Origin of the sequence: Pseudomonas sp. BS3782 TE3695, assembly GCF_050435305.1 — a bacterium.
GTDB lineage: Bacteria > Pseudomonadota > Gammaproteobacteria > Pseudomonadales > Pseudomonadaceae > Aquipseudomonas.
The window spans coordinates 1,570,098-1,585,313 of the sequence record NZ_JBNDKB010000001.1; the positions used below are offsets into that span (position 1 = coordinate 1,570,098).

Annotated in this window: 14 protein-coding genes; 7 read left to right on the plus strand and 7 right to left on the minus strand. The window is 59.4% G+C overall.

All coding sequences use genetic code 11. The annotated features are described in order from the left end of the window. Positions 1 to 25: 25 nt before the first annotated feature. Both eat and exaC read right to left on the minus strand, forming a co-directional pair. The gene (gene eat, locus ABH909_RS07130) at positions 26 to 1,396 is read right to left on the minus strand and encodes an ethanolamine permease (protein WP_429431580.1); all 1,371 of its coding nucleotides are present in this window, start codon (positions 1,394 to 1,396) and stop codon (positions 26 to 28) included. Between the two features lie 261 nt (positions 1,397 to 1,657). Continuing rightward, positions 1,658 to 3,178, minus strand: a complete 1,521-nt coding sequence (exaC, locus tag ABH909_RS07135; RefSeq protein ID WP_429431583.1) for an acetaldehyde dehydrogenase ExaC — start codon at positions 3,176 to 3,178, stop codon at positions 1,658 to 1,660. A gap of 402 nt (positions 3,179 to 3,580) precedes the next feature. On the opposite strand from exaC, the gene ABH909_RS07140 reads away from it, so the two are divergent. From ABH909_RS07140 to ABH909_RS07155, 4 genes are all read left to right on the plus strand, one after another. After that, complete coding sequence (locus tag ABH909_RS07140) at positions 3,581 to 5,500, plus strand: sigma-54-dependent Fis family transcriptional regulator (RefSeq protein WP_429431585.1); 1,920 nt, start codon at positions 3,581 to 3,583, stop codon at positions 5,498 to 5,500. A gap of 245 nt (positions 5,501 to 5,745) precedes the next feature. Further along, positions 5,746 to 7,095, plus strand: coding sequence for a UDP-N-acetylmuramate:L-alanyl-gamma-D-glutamyl-meso-diaminopimelate ligase (gene mpl, locus ABH909_RS07145; RefSeq protein WP_008009026.1), 1,350 nt, complete (start codon positions 5,746 to 5,748; stop codon positions 7,093 to 7,095). Further along, positions 7,092 to 7,724 carry a flavin prenyltransferase UbiX gene (gene ubiX / locus ABH909_RS07150; RefSeq protein WP_429431588.1) on the plus strand — a complete coding sequence of 211 codons (633 nt, stop codon included), beginning with the start codon at positions 7,092 to 7,094 and terminating at the stop codon, positions 7,722 to 7,724. The genes mpl and ubiX overlap by 4 nt, the downstream gene beginning before the upstream one ends. Further along, a complete protein-coding gene (locus ABH909_RS07155; RefSeq protein WP_429431591.1) occupies positions 7,717 to 8,001 on the plus strand; it encodes a YceK/YidQ family lipoprotein in 285 nt (94 codons plus the stop codon). Before ubiX ends, ABH909_RS07155 begins: the two co-directional genes overlap by 8 nt. Positions 8,002 to 8,078: 77 nt before the next feature. Here ABH909_RS07155 and ABH909_RS07160 read toward each other — a convergent pair whose 3' ends face one another. The 3 genes from ABH909_RS07160 to ABH909_RS07170 all read right to left on the minus strand — a co-directional run bounded on the left by ABH909_RS07160 (position 8,079) and on the right by ABH909_RS07170 (position 11,033). Then, positions 8,079 to 8,720: an oxidoreductase gene (locus ABH909_RS07160; protein WP_429431594.1), complete on the minus strand. Its 642-nt coding sequence runs from the start codon at positions 8,718 to 8,720 to the stop codon at positions 8,079 to 8,081. 27 nt (positions 8,721 to 8,747) lie between these two features. Then, positions 8,748 to 10,463, minus strand: coding sequence for a C13 family peptidase (locus tag ABH909_RS07165; RefSeq protein ID WP_429431596.1), 1,716 nt, complete (start codon positions 10,461 to 10,463; stop codon positions 8,748 to 8,750). A gap of 114 nt (positions 10,464 to 10,577) precedes the next feature. Beyond that, entirely contained in the window at positions 10,578 to 11,033 is a 456-nt protein-coding gene (locus ABH909_RS07170) for a MaoC family dehydratase (RefSeq protein ID WP_429431599.1), read from the minus strand. A gap of 195 nt (positions 11,034 to 11,228) precedes the next feature. Here ABH909_RS07170 and ABH909_RS07175 point away from each other — a divergent pair, with 195 nt between their 5' ends. The 3 genes from ABH909_RS07175 to ABH909_RS07185 are packed head-to-tail and all read left to right on the plus strand — an operon-like array spanning position 11,229 to position 12,905. Further along, on the plus strand, positions 11,229 to 11,591 hold the full coding sequence (locus tag ABH909_RS07175; protein ID WP_429431602.1) for a CidA/LrgA family protein: 363 nt from the start codon (positions 11,229 to 11,231) through the stop codon (positions 11,589 to 11,591). After that, a complete protein-coding gene (locus ABH909_RS07180; protein ID WP_429431605.1) occupies positions 11,588 to 12,304 on the plus strand; it encodes an LrgB family protein in 717 nt (238 codons plus the stop codon). Before ABH909_RS07175 ends, ABH909_RS07180 begins: the two co-directional genes overlap by 4 nt. A gap of 10 nt (positions 12,305 to 12,314) precedes the next feature. Beyond that, a complete protein-coding gene (locus tag ABH909_RS07185; RefSeq protein ID WP_429431608.1) occupies positions 12,315 to 12,905 on the plus strand; it encodes an LON peptidase substrate-binding domain-containing protein in 591 nt (196 codons plus the stop codon). A gap of 92 nt (positions 12,906 to 12,997) precedes the next feature. Here the strand turns inward: ABH909_RS07185 and ABH909_RS07190 are convergent, their stop codons facing one another. Together ABH909_RS07190 and ABH909_RS07195 are read right to left on the minus strand one after the other, a co-directional pair. After that, positions 12,998 to 14,314: a bifunctional DedA family/phosphatase PAP2 family protein gene (locus ABH909_RS07190; RefSeq protein ID WP_429431611.1), complete on the minus strand. Its 1,317-nt coding sequence runs from the start codon at positions 14,312 to 14,314 to the stop codon at positions 12,998 to 13,000. A 176-nt stretch (positions 14,315 to 14,490) separates the two neighbouring features. Then, the gene (locus ABH909_RS07195) at positions 14,491 to 15,189 is read right to left on the minus strand and encodes a DNA-3-methyladenine glycosylase (RefSeq protein ID WP_429431614.1); all 699 of its coding nucleotides are present in this window, start codon (positions 15,187 to 15,189) and stop codon (positions 14,491 to 14,493) included. Positions 15,190 to 15,216 lie beyond the last annotated feature (27 nt).

Consider the following 15,216-nt stretch of genomic DNA (forward strand, 5'->3'; position numbering starts at 1 on the left):
GGAATCAGCCCGGCGCCGGTGCAATTCAGACGCCTTCGAGCATCGCATCCGCCGGTGCGTCGGAACGCTGCTTGGCCGTCAGTTGGAAATACAGGTAACCGGCCGCCATGAACCCGAGAAACACACACCCGATCAAGGTGTTGAACCACGCCATCGCCACCAGGCACACCACGGCCAGAAACAGCGCGATCCCCGGCACGATAGGGTAGCCCGGGGCGCGGAAGATGCGTTCCAGGTTCGGCTCGGTTTTACGCAGTTTGAACAGGCTCAGCATACTGATGATGTACATCACGATGGCGCCGAATACCGACATGGTGATCATTGCCGCCGTCAGCGTCATGCCCTGCAGGTTGACCAGGCCGTCGCTGTAGATTGCCGCGATGCCGATCACGCCGCCCGCCAGAATCGCCCGGTGCGGCGTCTGGAAGCGCGACAGCTTGGCCAGCCCTTTGGGCAGGTAACCGGCGCGAGCCAGGGCGAAGAACTGTCGCGAGTAGCCAAGAATGATCCCGTGGAAGCTCGCCACCAGGCCGAACAGGCCGATCCAGACCAGCATGTGCATCCAGGTTGAATCGTTGCCGACCACGGCTTTCATCGCCTGAGGCAGCGGATCGTTGATGTTCGACAGTTGGCGCCAGTCGCCGACGCCGCCAGCCATCACCATGACGCCGATGGCCAGGAACACCAGGGTCAGAATGCCACTGACGTAAGCCCTGGGAATCGTGCGTTTCGGGTCCTTGGCTTCTTCGGCGGCCATGGCTGCGCCTTCAATGGCGAGGAAGAACCAGATTGCGAAAGGTATTGCCGCAAAGATGCCGGGGATCGAGGCCATGGTGAATTCGTTGGAACCCGACCAACCATTGAGCACGAAATTGCTGAAGCTGAAGCCCGGTGCGACCACGCCCATGAACACCAGCAATTCGGCGACCGCCAGCACGGTGACCACCAATTCGAACGTGGCAGCGATGCTCACGCCGAGGATATTCAAGCCCATGAACACGAAATAGGCACCAACAGCAGCGATCTTCGGGTCAAGTTCCGGGTATTGCACGTTGAGGTAAGCGCCGATGGCCATGGCAATTGCCGGTGGCGCAAAGACGAATTCGATCAGGGTCGCAATGCCGGCGATCAGTCCGCCTTTTTCGCCGAAGGCCCGTCGGCTATAGGCAAACGGCCCGCCAGCGTGGGGAATGGCGGTGGTCAATTCGGTGAAACTGAAGATAAAGCAGGTGTACATCGTCGCCACCATCAGGGCGGTGACGAGAAAACCCAGGGTCCCCGCGGTGCCCCAGCCGTAACTCCAGCCGAAGTATTCGCCGGAAATCACCAGGCCGACGGCAATGCCCCATAGGTGCAGGGTGCCGAGTGTGGGTTTGAGCTGTGTAGTAGAAGTCATAAGTCCTCTCTGTCTTTATTATTGTTTGATCTGTTGGACTTTCGGGTATGGCGTTTATATGTGGTGCGGGCACGCAAAGCCCGTGCCAGAGCAGCAGGGCGATAATTGGTGTGTCATTGAGGGCGCCTTCGCGAGCAAGCCCGCTCCCACATTGGGGGTGTGGTGTGCCTGATAGTGGGCACGCCGGAAAATGTGGGAGCGGGCTTGCCCGCGATGGCCACCAGAAGGGCGATACAGAACTACCTGTATCGCCCCCGGTTTTTAGAAGAAGCCCAACGGATTGATGTCGTAGCTCACCAGCAGGTTTTTGGTCTGCTGATAGTGATCGAGCATCATCTTGTGGGTTTCACGGCCGACGCCGGACTTTTTGTAACCACCAAACGCGGCGTGAGCCGGGTACAGGTGGTAGCAGTTGGTCCACACACGACCGGCCTTGATGGCTCGGCCCATGCGATAGGCGCGGTTGATGTCGCGGGTCCAGAGGCCGGCACCCAGGCCGAACTCGGTGTCGTTGGCGATGGCCAGGGCTTCGGCTTCGTCCTTGAAGGTGGTGATGCTCACCACCGGGCCAAAGATTTCTTCCTGGAACACGCGCATTTTGTTGGTGCCCTTGAGCAGGGTCGGCTGGATGTAATACCCGGTCGCCAGGCTGCCCTCGAGTTTTTCTACTTTGCCGCCAGTCAGCAGTTCGGCGCCTTCGCCCTTGGCGATGTCCAGGTACGAAAGGATTTTGTCGAATTGCTGCTCGGACGCCTGAGCGCCGACCATAGTGTCGGTGTCCAGCGGGTCGCCACGTTTGATTTGCAGGACTTTGTTCATGACCACTTTCATGAACTCGTCGTAGATCGACTCTTGCACCAAGGCGCGGGACGGGCAAGTGCAGACTTCGCCCTGGTTGAAGAATGCCAGCACCAGGCCTTCGGCGGCTTTCTCGATGAAAGTCGGTTCTGCTTGCATGATGTCTTCGAAGAAGATGTTCGGCGACTTGCCACCCAGCTCCACGGTGGACGGAATGATGTTTTCGGCGGCGCATTTCATGATGTGCGAGCCGACCGGGGTCGAGCCGGTGAAAGCGATCTTGGCGATGCGCTTGCTGGTGGCCAGGGCTTCCCCGGCTTCTTTGCCGAAGCCTTGCACCACGTTGAGCACGCCGGGTGGCAGCAGGTCGCCGATCAGTTCCATCAGCACGGTAATGCCCAGTGGCGTTTGCTCGGCCGGTTTAAGGACCACGCAGTTGCCGGCGGCCAGGGCCGGGGCGAGTTTCCAGGCGGCCATCAGGATCGGAAAGTTCCACGGGATGATCTGCCCGACCACGCCCAGCGGTTCATGGATGTGATAGGCCACGGTGTTGCCATCAATCTCGGCGGCGCTGCCTTCCTGGGCCCGGATGCAACCGGCGAAGTAGCGGAAATGGTCGGCGGCCAGCGGGATGTCGGCGTTGAGGGTTTCGCGAACGGCCTTGCCGTTGTCCCAGGATTCAGTGATCGCCAGCACTTCCAGGTTCTGTTCGATGCGATCGGCGATTTTCAGCAGCACCAGCGAGCGAGCCTGGGCGGACGTGGCGCCCCAGGCATCGGCGGCAGCATGGGCAGCGTCCAGGGCCTTTTCGATGTCTTCGGCTGTGGAGCGCGGGAATTGGGCAATAGGTTGGCCGTTGACCGGCGATGTATTGGTGAAGTACTGACCTTTGACAGGCGCGACGAACTCGCCGCCGATGTAGTTACCGTATTTGCTCTTGAACGAAACGATAGCGCCTTCAGTACCGGGGTGAGCGTAACGCATGATGGGTTTCTCCTTGGCTTTTGTGCTTATAAGGGAGGACGCGCTAAAGCGCTGTATTAAGCGTAGAGCAAAGGTCGGGCCACTGCGTTGTAGGTCAGGTAAATCAAGGCCTTGCGTGTTTTTTGTCGGACGGATGGGCAGTGTTTGTGACGCTTGCGGTACAGCCCGTGTGACACTTTGTACCGTTTGTGGCGCAACGTGTGACGGGACGGGCTCGCCAGCATTGCAATACACGTCGCGCTGGAGGATGCTCGGCACAACCTCTGTAGGAGCTGTCGAGTGAAACGAGGCTGCGATCTTTGATTTTGCTTTTCCGGAACAAGATCAAAAGATCGCAGCCTCGTTTCACTCGACAGCTCCTACAGGGACGGGTGTAAAACCGCTCGGGGAGAATAATAAGAAATGCACGACAACCATTTGAGTCGCCATGCCCAGCAAGTGCTGACCGTGACCCAAGGCAAATCCCATCTGCACGGTCCCGGCAGCGATCCGTCCATTGCCCGTTCCTGGCTGCGTTGTCTTGAGGACTATCACCTCGACCCGGCTCTGACCATGGCGCCGACGGTGCTCGAACATGGCCGCGTGCTGGAAAGCCGTGAACGTTTGCAGCAAGTACTGCAAATCGCCGGCAACGAAATGACCAGTCTCCACCAGCAACTTTCCGGTGCCGGCCACGCGGTGCTGCTGACCGATGCTCGCGGGGTGATCCTCAACTGCGTTACCGCGCCCACCGAACGGAAGATTTTCGAGCGCGCTGGCCTTTGGCTCGGCGCCGACTGGAGCGAAGCGTGCGAAGGCACCAACGGCATCGGCACCTGCCTGGTGGAGCGCCAATCCCTGACCATCCATCAAGACGAACATTTTCGCGGCCGTCATACTGGCCTGACCTGCTCGGCGAGCCCGGTATTCGATCCTCACGGTGAACTGCTGGCGGTGCTCGACGTGTCTTCGGCGCGTCACGAGGTTTCGCGTCAGAGTCAGTTCCACACCATGGCCCTGGTCAATCTGTCGGCGAAGATGATCGAGAGCTGCTATTTCCTGCGTTACTTCGACAATCAATGGTTGCTGCGTTTTCACTTGCAGGCCGAATCTGTCGGGCTGTTCAGCGAAGGGTTGCTGGCGTTCGATGGGGAAGGGCGAATCAGTGCGGTCAACCAGAGTGCGCTGAATTTGCTGGGGCATATTCGTGGTGGGCTGTTGGGCAAACCGGTGGAGGCGTTTTTCGACTGCTCACTGGATGAATTGCTCGGCCGCGCGAGCGCCAATGCCAGCGCCAGTTGGCCATTGCGCACCCGTGACGGGCGGCGGTTGTTTGCCGTATTGCGCGGGCAGCCGCGCAGTATGCCGGTGCCGGTGGTGCAAAGCCCGAGGGTTGCCGAGCGTCCGCGCTTGTCGGGCATTTGCCTGGGCGATGCCGCGTTGCAGGAGGATTTTTGCAAGGCCTTGCGCGTGTTTGAACGCGACGTGCCGTTGCTGATCAATGGCGAAACCGGCTCAGGCAAGGAAGCTTTCGCCAAAGCCGTGCATCAGGCCAGCCAACGGGCAGAAAAATCGTTCGTCGCCCTCAATTGCGCGGCGATTCCCGAAAGCCTGATCGAAAGCGAACTGTTCGGCTATCGCGGCGGCAGTTTCACCGGCGCTCGCAAGGAAGGCATGCGCGGCAAGCTGCAGCAGGCCGATGGCGGGACGTTGTTCCTCGATGAAATCGGTGACATGCCACTGAACATGCAGACCCGGCTACTAAGGGTGCTGGAAGACCGTCAGGTGGTGCCGATTGGCGGTGAGCCGGAACCGGTCAATGTGCGGATCATCAGCGCCACTCACCGCAATCTGCTTGAACGAGTGAAGGACGGCAGTTTCCGCGAGGATTTGTATTACCGGCTCAATGGGCTGGAAGTCGCATTGCCGGCGTTGCGCGAGCGCTCTGACAAATCGCAGTTGCTCGACTTTTTGCTGGCCGAAGAGGCGGGCACGGAGACGGTGCTGATTGATGCTCCGGCGCGCCAGGCCTTGCTGGATTTTGCCTGGCCGGGCAATGTGCGGCAGCTGCGCAATGTGCTGCGAACCCTGGCAGCGTTGTGTGACGGCGGCCGGATCGGGCTGGAGGATTTGCCGGCGATGATTCGCCAGGCTCGGGCGGTAACGGTGTCAGCGGTTGAAGAACCGTCCGGGTATCCACTGGACGATGCGGAGCGATTGGCATTGCTGACGGTGCTGGAACAGCAGCGCTGGCATATGACGCATACCGCTGAACAGCTGGGCGTGAGCCGCAATACCCTCTACAGAAAGCTGCGCAAACACGGTATCGCCCGCTCTGTCTGACTGATTGAGTCCTGTGGCGAGGGAGCTTGCTCCCGCTCGACTGCGCAGCAGTCGTAAAGTTGGCAATCGGGTGATCCGAATGACCGCGTTGACTGGTTTTGGGGCTGCTTCGCAACCCAGCGGGAGCAAGCTCCCTCGCCACCAAAAGCGTGCCGGATCAGCCAAACGGTTGCCTCACGCTCAGCTAAAGAGTGCGATTTTTCCTACCCTACGCTAACCTGCGACCATGTTTTTCGAGGTCGACTATGCACATTCATATTCTTGGTATTTGCGGCACTTTCATGGGTTCGATGGCGGTTCTGGCCAAAGAGCTGGGCCATCACGTGACGGGCTCCGATGCCAACGTCTATCCGCCGATGAGCACTCAGCTGCAAGCCCAGGGCATTGAGTTGACCCAAGGTTACGACCCGGCGCAACTCGATCCGGCCCCGGACCTGGTGGTGATCGGCAATGCCATGTCCCGCGGCAACCCGGCCGTCGAATACGTGCTGAACAAGGGCCTGCCATACGTCTCCGGCCCGCAATGGCTGGCCGATCACGTGTTGCAAGGCCGCTGGGTGCTGGCGGTTGCCGGCACTCACGGCAAAACCACCACCAGCAGCATGCTCGCCTGGGTCCTGGAGCACGCGGGCATGAGCCCGGGTTTCCTGATCGGCGGCGTGCCGCAGAATTTCTCGGTGTCGGCGCGTTTGGGTGATACGCCATTCTTCGTGATCGAAGCCGATGAATATGACAGTGCGTTCTTCGACAAGCGCTCGAAATTCGTTCACTACCGTCCACGTACGGCGATCCTGAACAATCTTGAATTCGACCACGCCGACATTTTCCCTGATCTGCCAGCCATCGAGCGGCAGTTCCATCATTTGGTGCGGACCATTCCAAGCGAAGGCCTGGTGATCCATCCGACCACCGAGCCGGCATTGCTGCGCGTGATCGAAATGGGCTGCTGGACCCCGGTGCAAACCACCGGTGCCGGCGGTCAGTGGCAAGTTAAACTGCTCAGTGAAGATGGCTCGAAATTCGAAGTGATGTTCGAAGGCGCTGTTCAAGGCGTGGTCGAGTGGGACATGACCGGTCAGCACAACGTCGCCAACGCCTTGGCCACCTTGGCCGCCGCACGTCATGTCGGCGTCGTGCCGTCGATGGGCATCGCTGCACTGAGCGCGTTCAAAAGCGTCAAGCGGCGGATGGAAAAAGTCGCGGAAGTGCGTGGCATCACGATCTACGACGATTTCGCTCACCACCCGACCGCCATCGCCACCACCCTCGACGGTCTGCGCAAGCGCATTGGCGACGCGCCATTGATCGCGATCATCGAGCCGCGCTCCAACTCCATGAAGCTTGGCGCGCACCGTGATGGCTTGCCGGAAAGTGTGGTCGATGCCGATCAGGTGATCTGGTATTCCCCGGCCAACCTCGGTTGGGACCTGGGCGCCACTGCGGCGTTGTGCACCGTGCCGTCGATCGTCAGCGATTCGCTGGAAGGCATCATTGAGCGCGTGAAGAGCCAGGCTCAGCCCGGCACTCACGTGGTAATCATGAGCAACGGCGGCTTCGGCGGCCTGCACGGCAAACTGGCCGAGGCGCTGCAATGAACAACGGCCCGGAACGCATCACACTGGCGATGACCGGCGCTTCGGGCGTCCAGTATGGCTTGCGCCTGCTCGACTGCCTGGTGCGTGAAGACCGCGAGGTGCACTTCCTTATTTCCAAGGCTGCGCAACTGGTGATGGCCACCGAGACCGATGTCTCGCTGCCGTCCAAACCACAGATGATGCAAGCCTTCCTCACGGAATACACTGGCGCCGCCGCCGGGCAGATTCGGGTGTATGGCAAGGAAGACTGGATGTCGCCGGTGGCCTCGGGCTCTGGCTCGCCGGCAGCGATGGTGGTGGTGCCGTGTTCCACCGGGACCTTGTCGGCTATTGCGACCGGCGCCTGCAACAACTTGATCGAACGGGCTGCCGACGTGACCTTGAAGGAGCGCCGCCAGTTGATTCTGGTGCCCCGTGAGGCGCCGTATTCGAGCATTCATCTGGAGAACATGCTCAAGCTGTCCAACATGGGCGTGACGATTTTGCCGGCGTCGCCGGGCTTTTATCACCAGCCGCAGACCATCGATGACTTGATCGACTTTGTCGTGGCGCGAATTCTCAACTGTTTGAATATCCCGCAAGACATGCTGCCGCGTTGGGGCGAACACCATTTGAGCAGCGATGAATAAGCTGCTGGTCATTCTGCTGGCTTTGCAATTGGCGGGCTGCGCCACCGCGCGCACCCTCGATGCCGCCAAGCCTGGAGCGCCGGTGGTGTATTCGGGGACACGTCTTGATTGGTATGCGCTGAATGGCGGCTGCTGCGCCATGGACCGGTTTGGCGCCGAAGCGCCGAGTTATCCGGCTGTTGATCTGCCGGCCAGTGCGTTGCTCGACACGCTGCTGTTGCCGCTGTCGTTGTTGACGGTAATTGGCGTAAGTTTTCAAGCGACTGGCGGATTGTAAAAAGCAAAAGATCGCAGCCTTCGGCAGCTCCTACACATACCTATGTAGGAGCTGCCGAAGGCTGCGATCTTTTGATCTTATTTGCCTAATTTACGCAACTCATCCGACTCGACAATCCGCACGCCATCCTGCTCTTCCAGCGCCAGGCGCCACATGGCGCGGGCCAGTTGGCAGGCTTCGATGCCGTGATATTTGCCCGGAATCAATTTCGACAATGGGCCGGCAACCCGCTCGCCCAGTCGTGGCTCGACGCGATCGCCCAACAACAGCGAAGGCCGGCAGATGGTCAGCTGCGGCCAATTCTGCGCACGCAATGCATGTTCCATTTCGCCTTTGACCCGGTTGTAGAAAATCGGGGATCTGCGATCGGCCCCCAAGGCGCTGATCACGATCAAGTGCCGTGCGCCCATTTCCCGCGCACGTTTGGCGAAGGCCACGACCATGTCCAGGTCCACCGCGCGAAACGCTTCCTCGGAGCCGGCCTGCTTGATCGTGGTGCCGAGGCAGCAGTAGGCAATGTCGACGCGACCGTTCAATTGCGGCAAAAATACCGCGGGGTCGCCGACCGGGTTTTCCAGGTGAGGATGCTCGGCCAGTGGCCGGCGTGAGGGGGCTAATACCCGTGTAATCGTTGGCTCGTTGAGTAGACGGTCAAGCAAATGTTCACCGGTTAACCCGGTAGCTCCGGCAAGCAATACATGCTGAGGCGTCAAGTACATAGTAATTCCCCCTTGATACTATTCAGCTTAGTTGCTCTTTTCATCCTTGCTGACAGAGACACTTTGCAGGGCTTTTCGTGCCTGCTGTTTGCGTAACGATTGCCAGTGAGAGAGCACGGTTTTCGGCGCCCAGATTTGCGGCTCGGAGGCTTCGAAATTATCGGCCAGTTCGCGTTCGGCCACGGTGGCACTGGCCAGTTTGAAGGCTTGCTCCAGATCGTCGGTCTGGTTCAGCGCCTGGGCGAACAGCGCGTCGCCGAAGTACGTGAAATTGGCTTCTTCCGAACACCCAAAGGACACTCGATCGGCGCGCGAGGCGGTCATGATCAGGGTGCGTTCGTCCTTTAGAGTGGGAATGAAGCCGCCGGAATAACAGGATGAAATCACGATAATTTTGTCGCGCTTTTTCAGGGGCGCGAGGACCGCGGCGAGTTCGTCGGCCGGCAGGTCGGCCAGTTCCATGCGTGGCTGGTCGAGCACCAGTTCATGTTCGCTGGTGCCGTGGCTGGTCAGATAAATGAACAGCAGGTCCTCCGGGCCGCTGCGTTCGGCCAGGGTCTGGGCGGCGCGGCGCAGGTTTTCCCGGGTGGCCATCGGACGGTCGCCCAAGTGATCGCGATGGTTGACCAGGCGGATCTGGCCGAAGGCGCCAAAACGGCTGGCGAGCATGTTGGCAACATAGTCGGACTCGCGCAGGAACACGCTCTGCTTGCCATCGCCGCCGAGGGTCAAGGTGTACAGTTCGACCGCCGAGGTTGAGGCCGGGACATTGGCCAGTGCATCGTCGAGCAAACGACCCTGAGCCAGCAAACCGAGTTCGAGAGGGTCGGGTAGCAGCTTGCCGTCGGCATCGCGCACGCGCTGACTATTGACCCAGGTGCCGCTCTGCACCGTGCCATCGGTCAGTACCAAAGTACCTTGGCCCTGATAGTTGTCGCCGTCGAACTGGCCAACATAGAAACTGCCATCGGCCAGGTTCAAGCGACCCTGGCCGGTGAAACGCCAGTCGTTGAAGTGACCGATGTAGTGACTGCCATCGGCGCCGATCAACTCGCCCTTGCCGCTGAGCACGCCTTCCTTGAACTGACCGAGCCAGACATCGCCATCGGCGTTTTCGTAGCGGCCCTTGCCATGCAGTTGATTGTTCTTGAAACCGCCGACATAGATATCGCCATCGGCGCTGTTGAAGGTGCCATTGCCTTCCAGCTGGCCGTTAACGAAATGCCCGGTGAATTGATTGCCGCTGGCATCGCTGCGCTGGCCTTCGCCGTTGGGTTTGCCGTGGGCGAATTGACCCTGGTACTGGCTGCCGTCTGCGAGTTCCAGGCGACCGAGCCCTGAATATTGATCGGCCTTGAATTCGCCGCGGTAAGTCATGGCGTTTTCTTTGAGGGTGCCTTCACCGTCGCGTCTGCCCGCCTTGAAACCGCCGGTGTAGCTGCTGCCAGGGGTGGTCAGCGTGCCTTGGCCGTCGAATAGCCCTTGCTGGAATTGCCCGCGATAGACCTCGCCATTGCTGCCATGCCATTCGCCCTGGCCATGCCATTGGCCTTTATCGAACTGGCCGGCGTACCAGCTGCCGTTCGGATAATCGATGCGGCCTTCACCTTGCAGCAAGCCATTGACCAGATCACCGCGATAACGTCCGCCGTCCGGCAGGCGTGCATCAGGGGGCAACAGCGATTCGCCATCGCCGCAAGCGGTCAGCAACAGGGTCAAAGCAAGGAGTGCAAGTGAGCGCATAGCGGGATCCGGGCAATTAGGCGACCGAGTATGCCGCAGCTATGTGTCGCATTTATAGAGACATGGCACAGACACGGCGCGAAACAGCCTGAGCTGCTTCGCATCCGGGATGCTTTACACGAAGCAGAGGGACAGTGACTCGGCGATATACGCCGGTTTGTCCGACCCTTCGATTTCAAGCGTGGCGACGGCCTTGAGCAGCCATTGGCCGGGTTTCTTCTCGGTGACGTCGTTCATGTCAACCTTGAGGCGAACCCTGGAATTGACCTTCACAGGCTGGATGAAACGCACAGTGTCCAGACCGTAGTTGACGACCATCTTTGCGCCTTCGGGCAGAATGAGGATGTCTTCCATCAGTTTGGGGATCAGCGACAACGACAGGAAACCATGGGCGATGGTGCTGCCAAAAGGTGTTTGCGCGGCTTTGACCGGGTCGACATGGATGAACTGATAATCACCTGTGGCTTCTGCGAACAGGTTGATGCGTTCCTGGTCGATGGTGAGCCATTCGGAACGTCCGAGTTCCTTGCCGACATAATCTTTGAGCTCTGCAACTGGAACATAGGGCATTGAGACTCTCCTTGGGTTCATCGGTTTTATAGTTTTTCGAGTGGGGGGATTTGACCTCCCTGCGAACCACTTTAGATCAACATGGCAAATTGCTCCGGTCAACTGTCCATGCTTTTGGCGAATGCCGATTCATAGCGTTGGCGTGCTTATAATGTCGGGCCCCTTCTTTGTGGGAGCATGCGCGGGAGATGATGGATGTTGTTACGTGGCCTGACCTGGCTGGTGCTTTTTCAATTGCTCGGCACCGCCCTTAACCATTTGTTTGTGCCGGTACTGCCAGGGCCGATCATTGGTCTGCTGTTGCTGCTGGGATACCTGATTATTCGCGGCCAGGTCGGCGAACCGCTGAACCTCGCGGCCAGCAGCCTGCTGCGTTATCTGCCGTTGCTGCTGGTGCCGCCAGCAGTGGGCGTGATGGTTTACGCCGCCGATATCGCCGCGGATTTCTGGGCGATCACCGGTGCGCTGGTGTTGTCGCTGCTGCTGTCGATGGCCTTCGCTGGCGTATTGATGCAGCGCCTGGTCAAGCGTCACGCGCATCGCGAGGACGGCCAATGACTTTCGATTGGCAGGGTGCCTGGGCGTCGGTGATTCATCATCCATTGTTCGGTATCGGCATTACGTTGGGCGCGTATCAATTGGTACTGGCGGCCTACGAGAAAACCCGCTGGATTTTTCTGCAACCGGTACTGGTCTCCATGTTGCTGGTCATCGTTGTCCTGATCGGTTGCGGCCTGAGCTACGCCGAATATCGCAAGAGCACCGAGATCCTGAGTATCCTGCTCGGGCCGGCTACCGTTGCGCTGGCGGTGCCGCTGTACCTCAATCTGCGGCGGATCCGGCAGTTGTTCTGGCCGATATTTACTACGCTGGTGATAGGCGGCGTGGTCGCCACGGGCATGGGTGTGTTGCTAGGCTGGGGCTTCGGCGCCGAACACATGATCCTGATGACCATGGCACCCAAATCGGTCACCTCGCCGATTGCCATGCTGGTGGCGGAGCAGATTGGTGGCGTCGCGGCATTGGCAGCGGTGTTCGTGTTGATTACCGGGGTGATCGGGGCAATCTTCGGGCCGAGTCTTTTGACCCGCCTCGGTGTCCACAGCCCAGAGGCCCGCGGCATGGCCCTGGGCATGACCGCTCATGCGGTTGGCACCTCGGTGGCCTTGCAGGAGGGTGAAGAATGCGGTGCCTTTGCCGCGCTGGCGATGAGTCTGATGGGCGTAGCCACGGCGGTATTCCTGCCGTTGGCGGTGTCGATGGTGGTGTAAGGAAATGTCTATGAGTCTGCCGCTTTTTCCGCTGAACACGGTGCTGTTTCCGGACTGCATCCTCGACTTGCAGATCTTCGAGGCGCGCTATCTGGACATGATCGGTCGCTGCATGAAGCAGGGCGGCGGCTTCGGTGTGGTGTGCATCCTCGACGGCAAGGAAGTGGGCATCGCCCCTGAAGGCTACGCACGGGTAGGGTGCGAGGCGCTGATCACCGATTTCCATCAGCAGGACAATGGCCTGTTGGGCATTCGGGTGAAGGGCGGGCGGCGTTTTCATGTAGTGCGCACCGAGGTGCAGCGCGACCAGTTGATCGTCGCTGAAGTCGAGTGGCTCAAAGATGAACCCGAACAGCCGCTACAGGATGAAGACGCCGACCTGGTCGCGCTGCTCAAGGCCTTGGCGGAACACCCGATGGTCGAAGCGCTGAACATGGGCACCGAAGCGACGGGGCAACAGTCACTGGCCAATCAGTTGGCGTACCTGTTGCCGTTTGCCGAAACGGACAAGATTGACCTGCTGCAACTCGATGATCCGCAGCAACGTCTGGATGCGATTCAGGCATTGCTGGACAAGTTGCAGGGTGACTTGTTTGCCTGACGCGCGCTAAAAGATCGCAGCCTGTGGCAGCTCCTACATTAAATTGACGTACGCCCGGTAGGAGCTGCCGCAGGCTGCGATCTTTTGATCTTTCAGTACGCGTATCTCAACATCGCATGCGGCATATGCCTCAACACAAAGAAACCGAACAACGCCACCAATGAAGGCAACACCAGCCACCAGATTTTTGACGGCATGGCATTGAGAGAGGTCTGGCGTTGAGTCAGCCAAAGGCTGGCCGCGCACACGCATGCCGCCAGCATCGCCCCGGCCAGCACATCGGTCGGCCAGTGCGCTCCCAGGTACACCCGTGAAAAGGAAATTGTCAGCGCTGGCAAGCAACCCACCAGTAACCAGGTCAGGCGCATGCGCGGCGGTTGTCCGCGACCCGCCAGCACTGCGAGTGTCAAGAACAGCGCGAAAGAGCCCGAGGCGTGGCCGCTGGGCATACTGTAGCTGGTCAATGGATCACTCAGCACTTCCGGGCGTATGCGGGCGAAAAAATGCTTGGTCGCGGTATTGCCCAGTGCGGTGAACAGCAACGTGCCGCCTGCGAAAAGCGCGTGCCGCCATTGCCTCGTCAGCAACAGCAAAACTGTCAGCAGCGCGCTGAACATGAACATATTGCGGAATTCGCCGATCAGCGTGAACACCACGGCCACTTCATCGAGCATCGGGCTGCGGTGTTCCTGCACCAGCGTCATAACACCTTGATCAAGAGCGCTCAGGTGCGGATAGCCGATAAACAGCCCCGCCAGAATCAGCAGGCTCATGCCGGTGATGAATATCGTGGCTTTGCGATGCCGGCGCAGGCTGCTGGTGGCACTCAGCCCCACCATCAGTGCAATGCTGCCCACGACAATCCCGGCCTCGGGCCAGAAACCTTCCGGCAACGGCAAGCGAATCGCCGCTCCCGTGGCCCAGCCGGGCAGCAGATACGCAACGCTCCAGCCTGCGGCGGCGAGCAGACTGACCACGGCGAAGCGCGGGAATGGCATGTCGAACATCCCGGCGACCATCGGCAACATCGGTCGTAGCGGGCCGATAAAACGTCCGACCAATAGACTGGCAATGCCATAACGCTGGAAATACGCCTCGGCCCCGGCCATCCATTCCGGATGATGGCGCAACCCCGGCAGACGCCGGATGTTCTGATGGAAATGGCGCCCCAAAAAGTACGAAACGATGTCACCCAATACACCGCCGAGCAAACCCAGCAGCAGCGTTTCTCCCAATGACAATGCACCACTGCCGGCCAGTACCGCCACGGCAAACAGCAACACGGTGCCGGGCACGATCAGCCCGGCAATCGCTAGGCATTCAACGCAAGCCACAATGAACACTGCCGCGGCCAACCACTGCGGATTGACCGTCAGCCAACCAGTCACGCTATCGAGCCATTGGCCCATAAAAACAACTCCATCGAATAATCAATCGTTCCCAAAGGACGAACGCAATCTTCACAACACCACAGATTTCATGTGGGAGCGGGCTTGCTCGCGAAGGCGGAATGTCAGGCGGCACTAATATCGACTGAAAGGGCCCCTTCGCGAGCAAGCCCGCTCCCACACTGGATTTTCATCGTTCACGTCAGCAAAAAATAATCGCGTCCTTCGACCTGCCCCCGGCGCAGCGGGTTGCGTGTGCAATAAAGTGCGTAAGCCGCATCAACAAAACGGTACATCAAGTGCTCGTCACGCCCATGGGGAATGCCCAGGCGTGTGGTCTGGATAATGTGGCCGGGCGCTGGCCCGACATCTTCCACCAGCAGTACTTCATGGTCGAAGCGCTTGGCATCCCAGACTGGAACCTTCAGCCCCAGCGCCTTGCAAAGCAGCGTTTGCCCGGCACACAGCTTTTGTGAGGGGCGAGGGCGACCCTGAGCATCGGGATTGTTCAATAGCATCTGCGCCAGACTCGCTGGCCCGCTCAGTTCGTCGACCCATGGATAGGCGGATTTGATCAACACTGCATTGCCGGGGCCCTGAGCGCTGAAGTTCAACGAATCGCCACCGCGGGCGTAATACATATAGATATGGCCGCCATCCAGAAACAAAGCCTTACGCTTTTCTGTGTAGCCAAGGGAGGCGTGGCTGCCTTTTTCTTCGCAGTAATAGGCTTCGGTCTCGATGATCCGGGCACTGAGCCACAGGTCGCCGACCTTATGACGGATGATTTTGCCCAGTAAATCCCGGGCCAGCGTTTGGGCATCGCGGTCGAAAAATGCATCCGGCAACCCCTTGGGCTGGCGCGAAGCAGACGCAGAAACAGGCAGGTTAGTCATGATGAACAGCGTTTATCAGGGCTGATT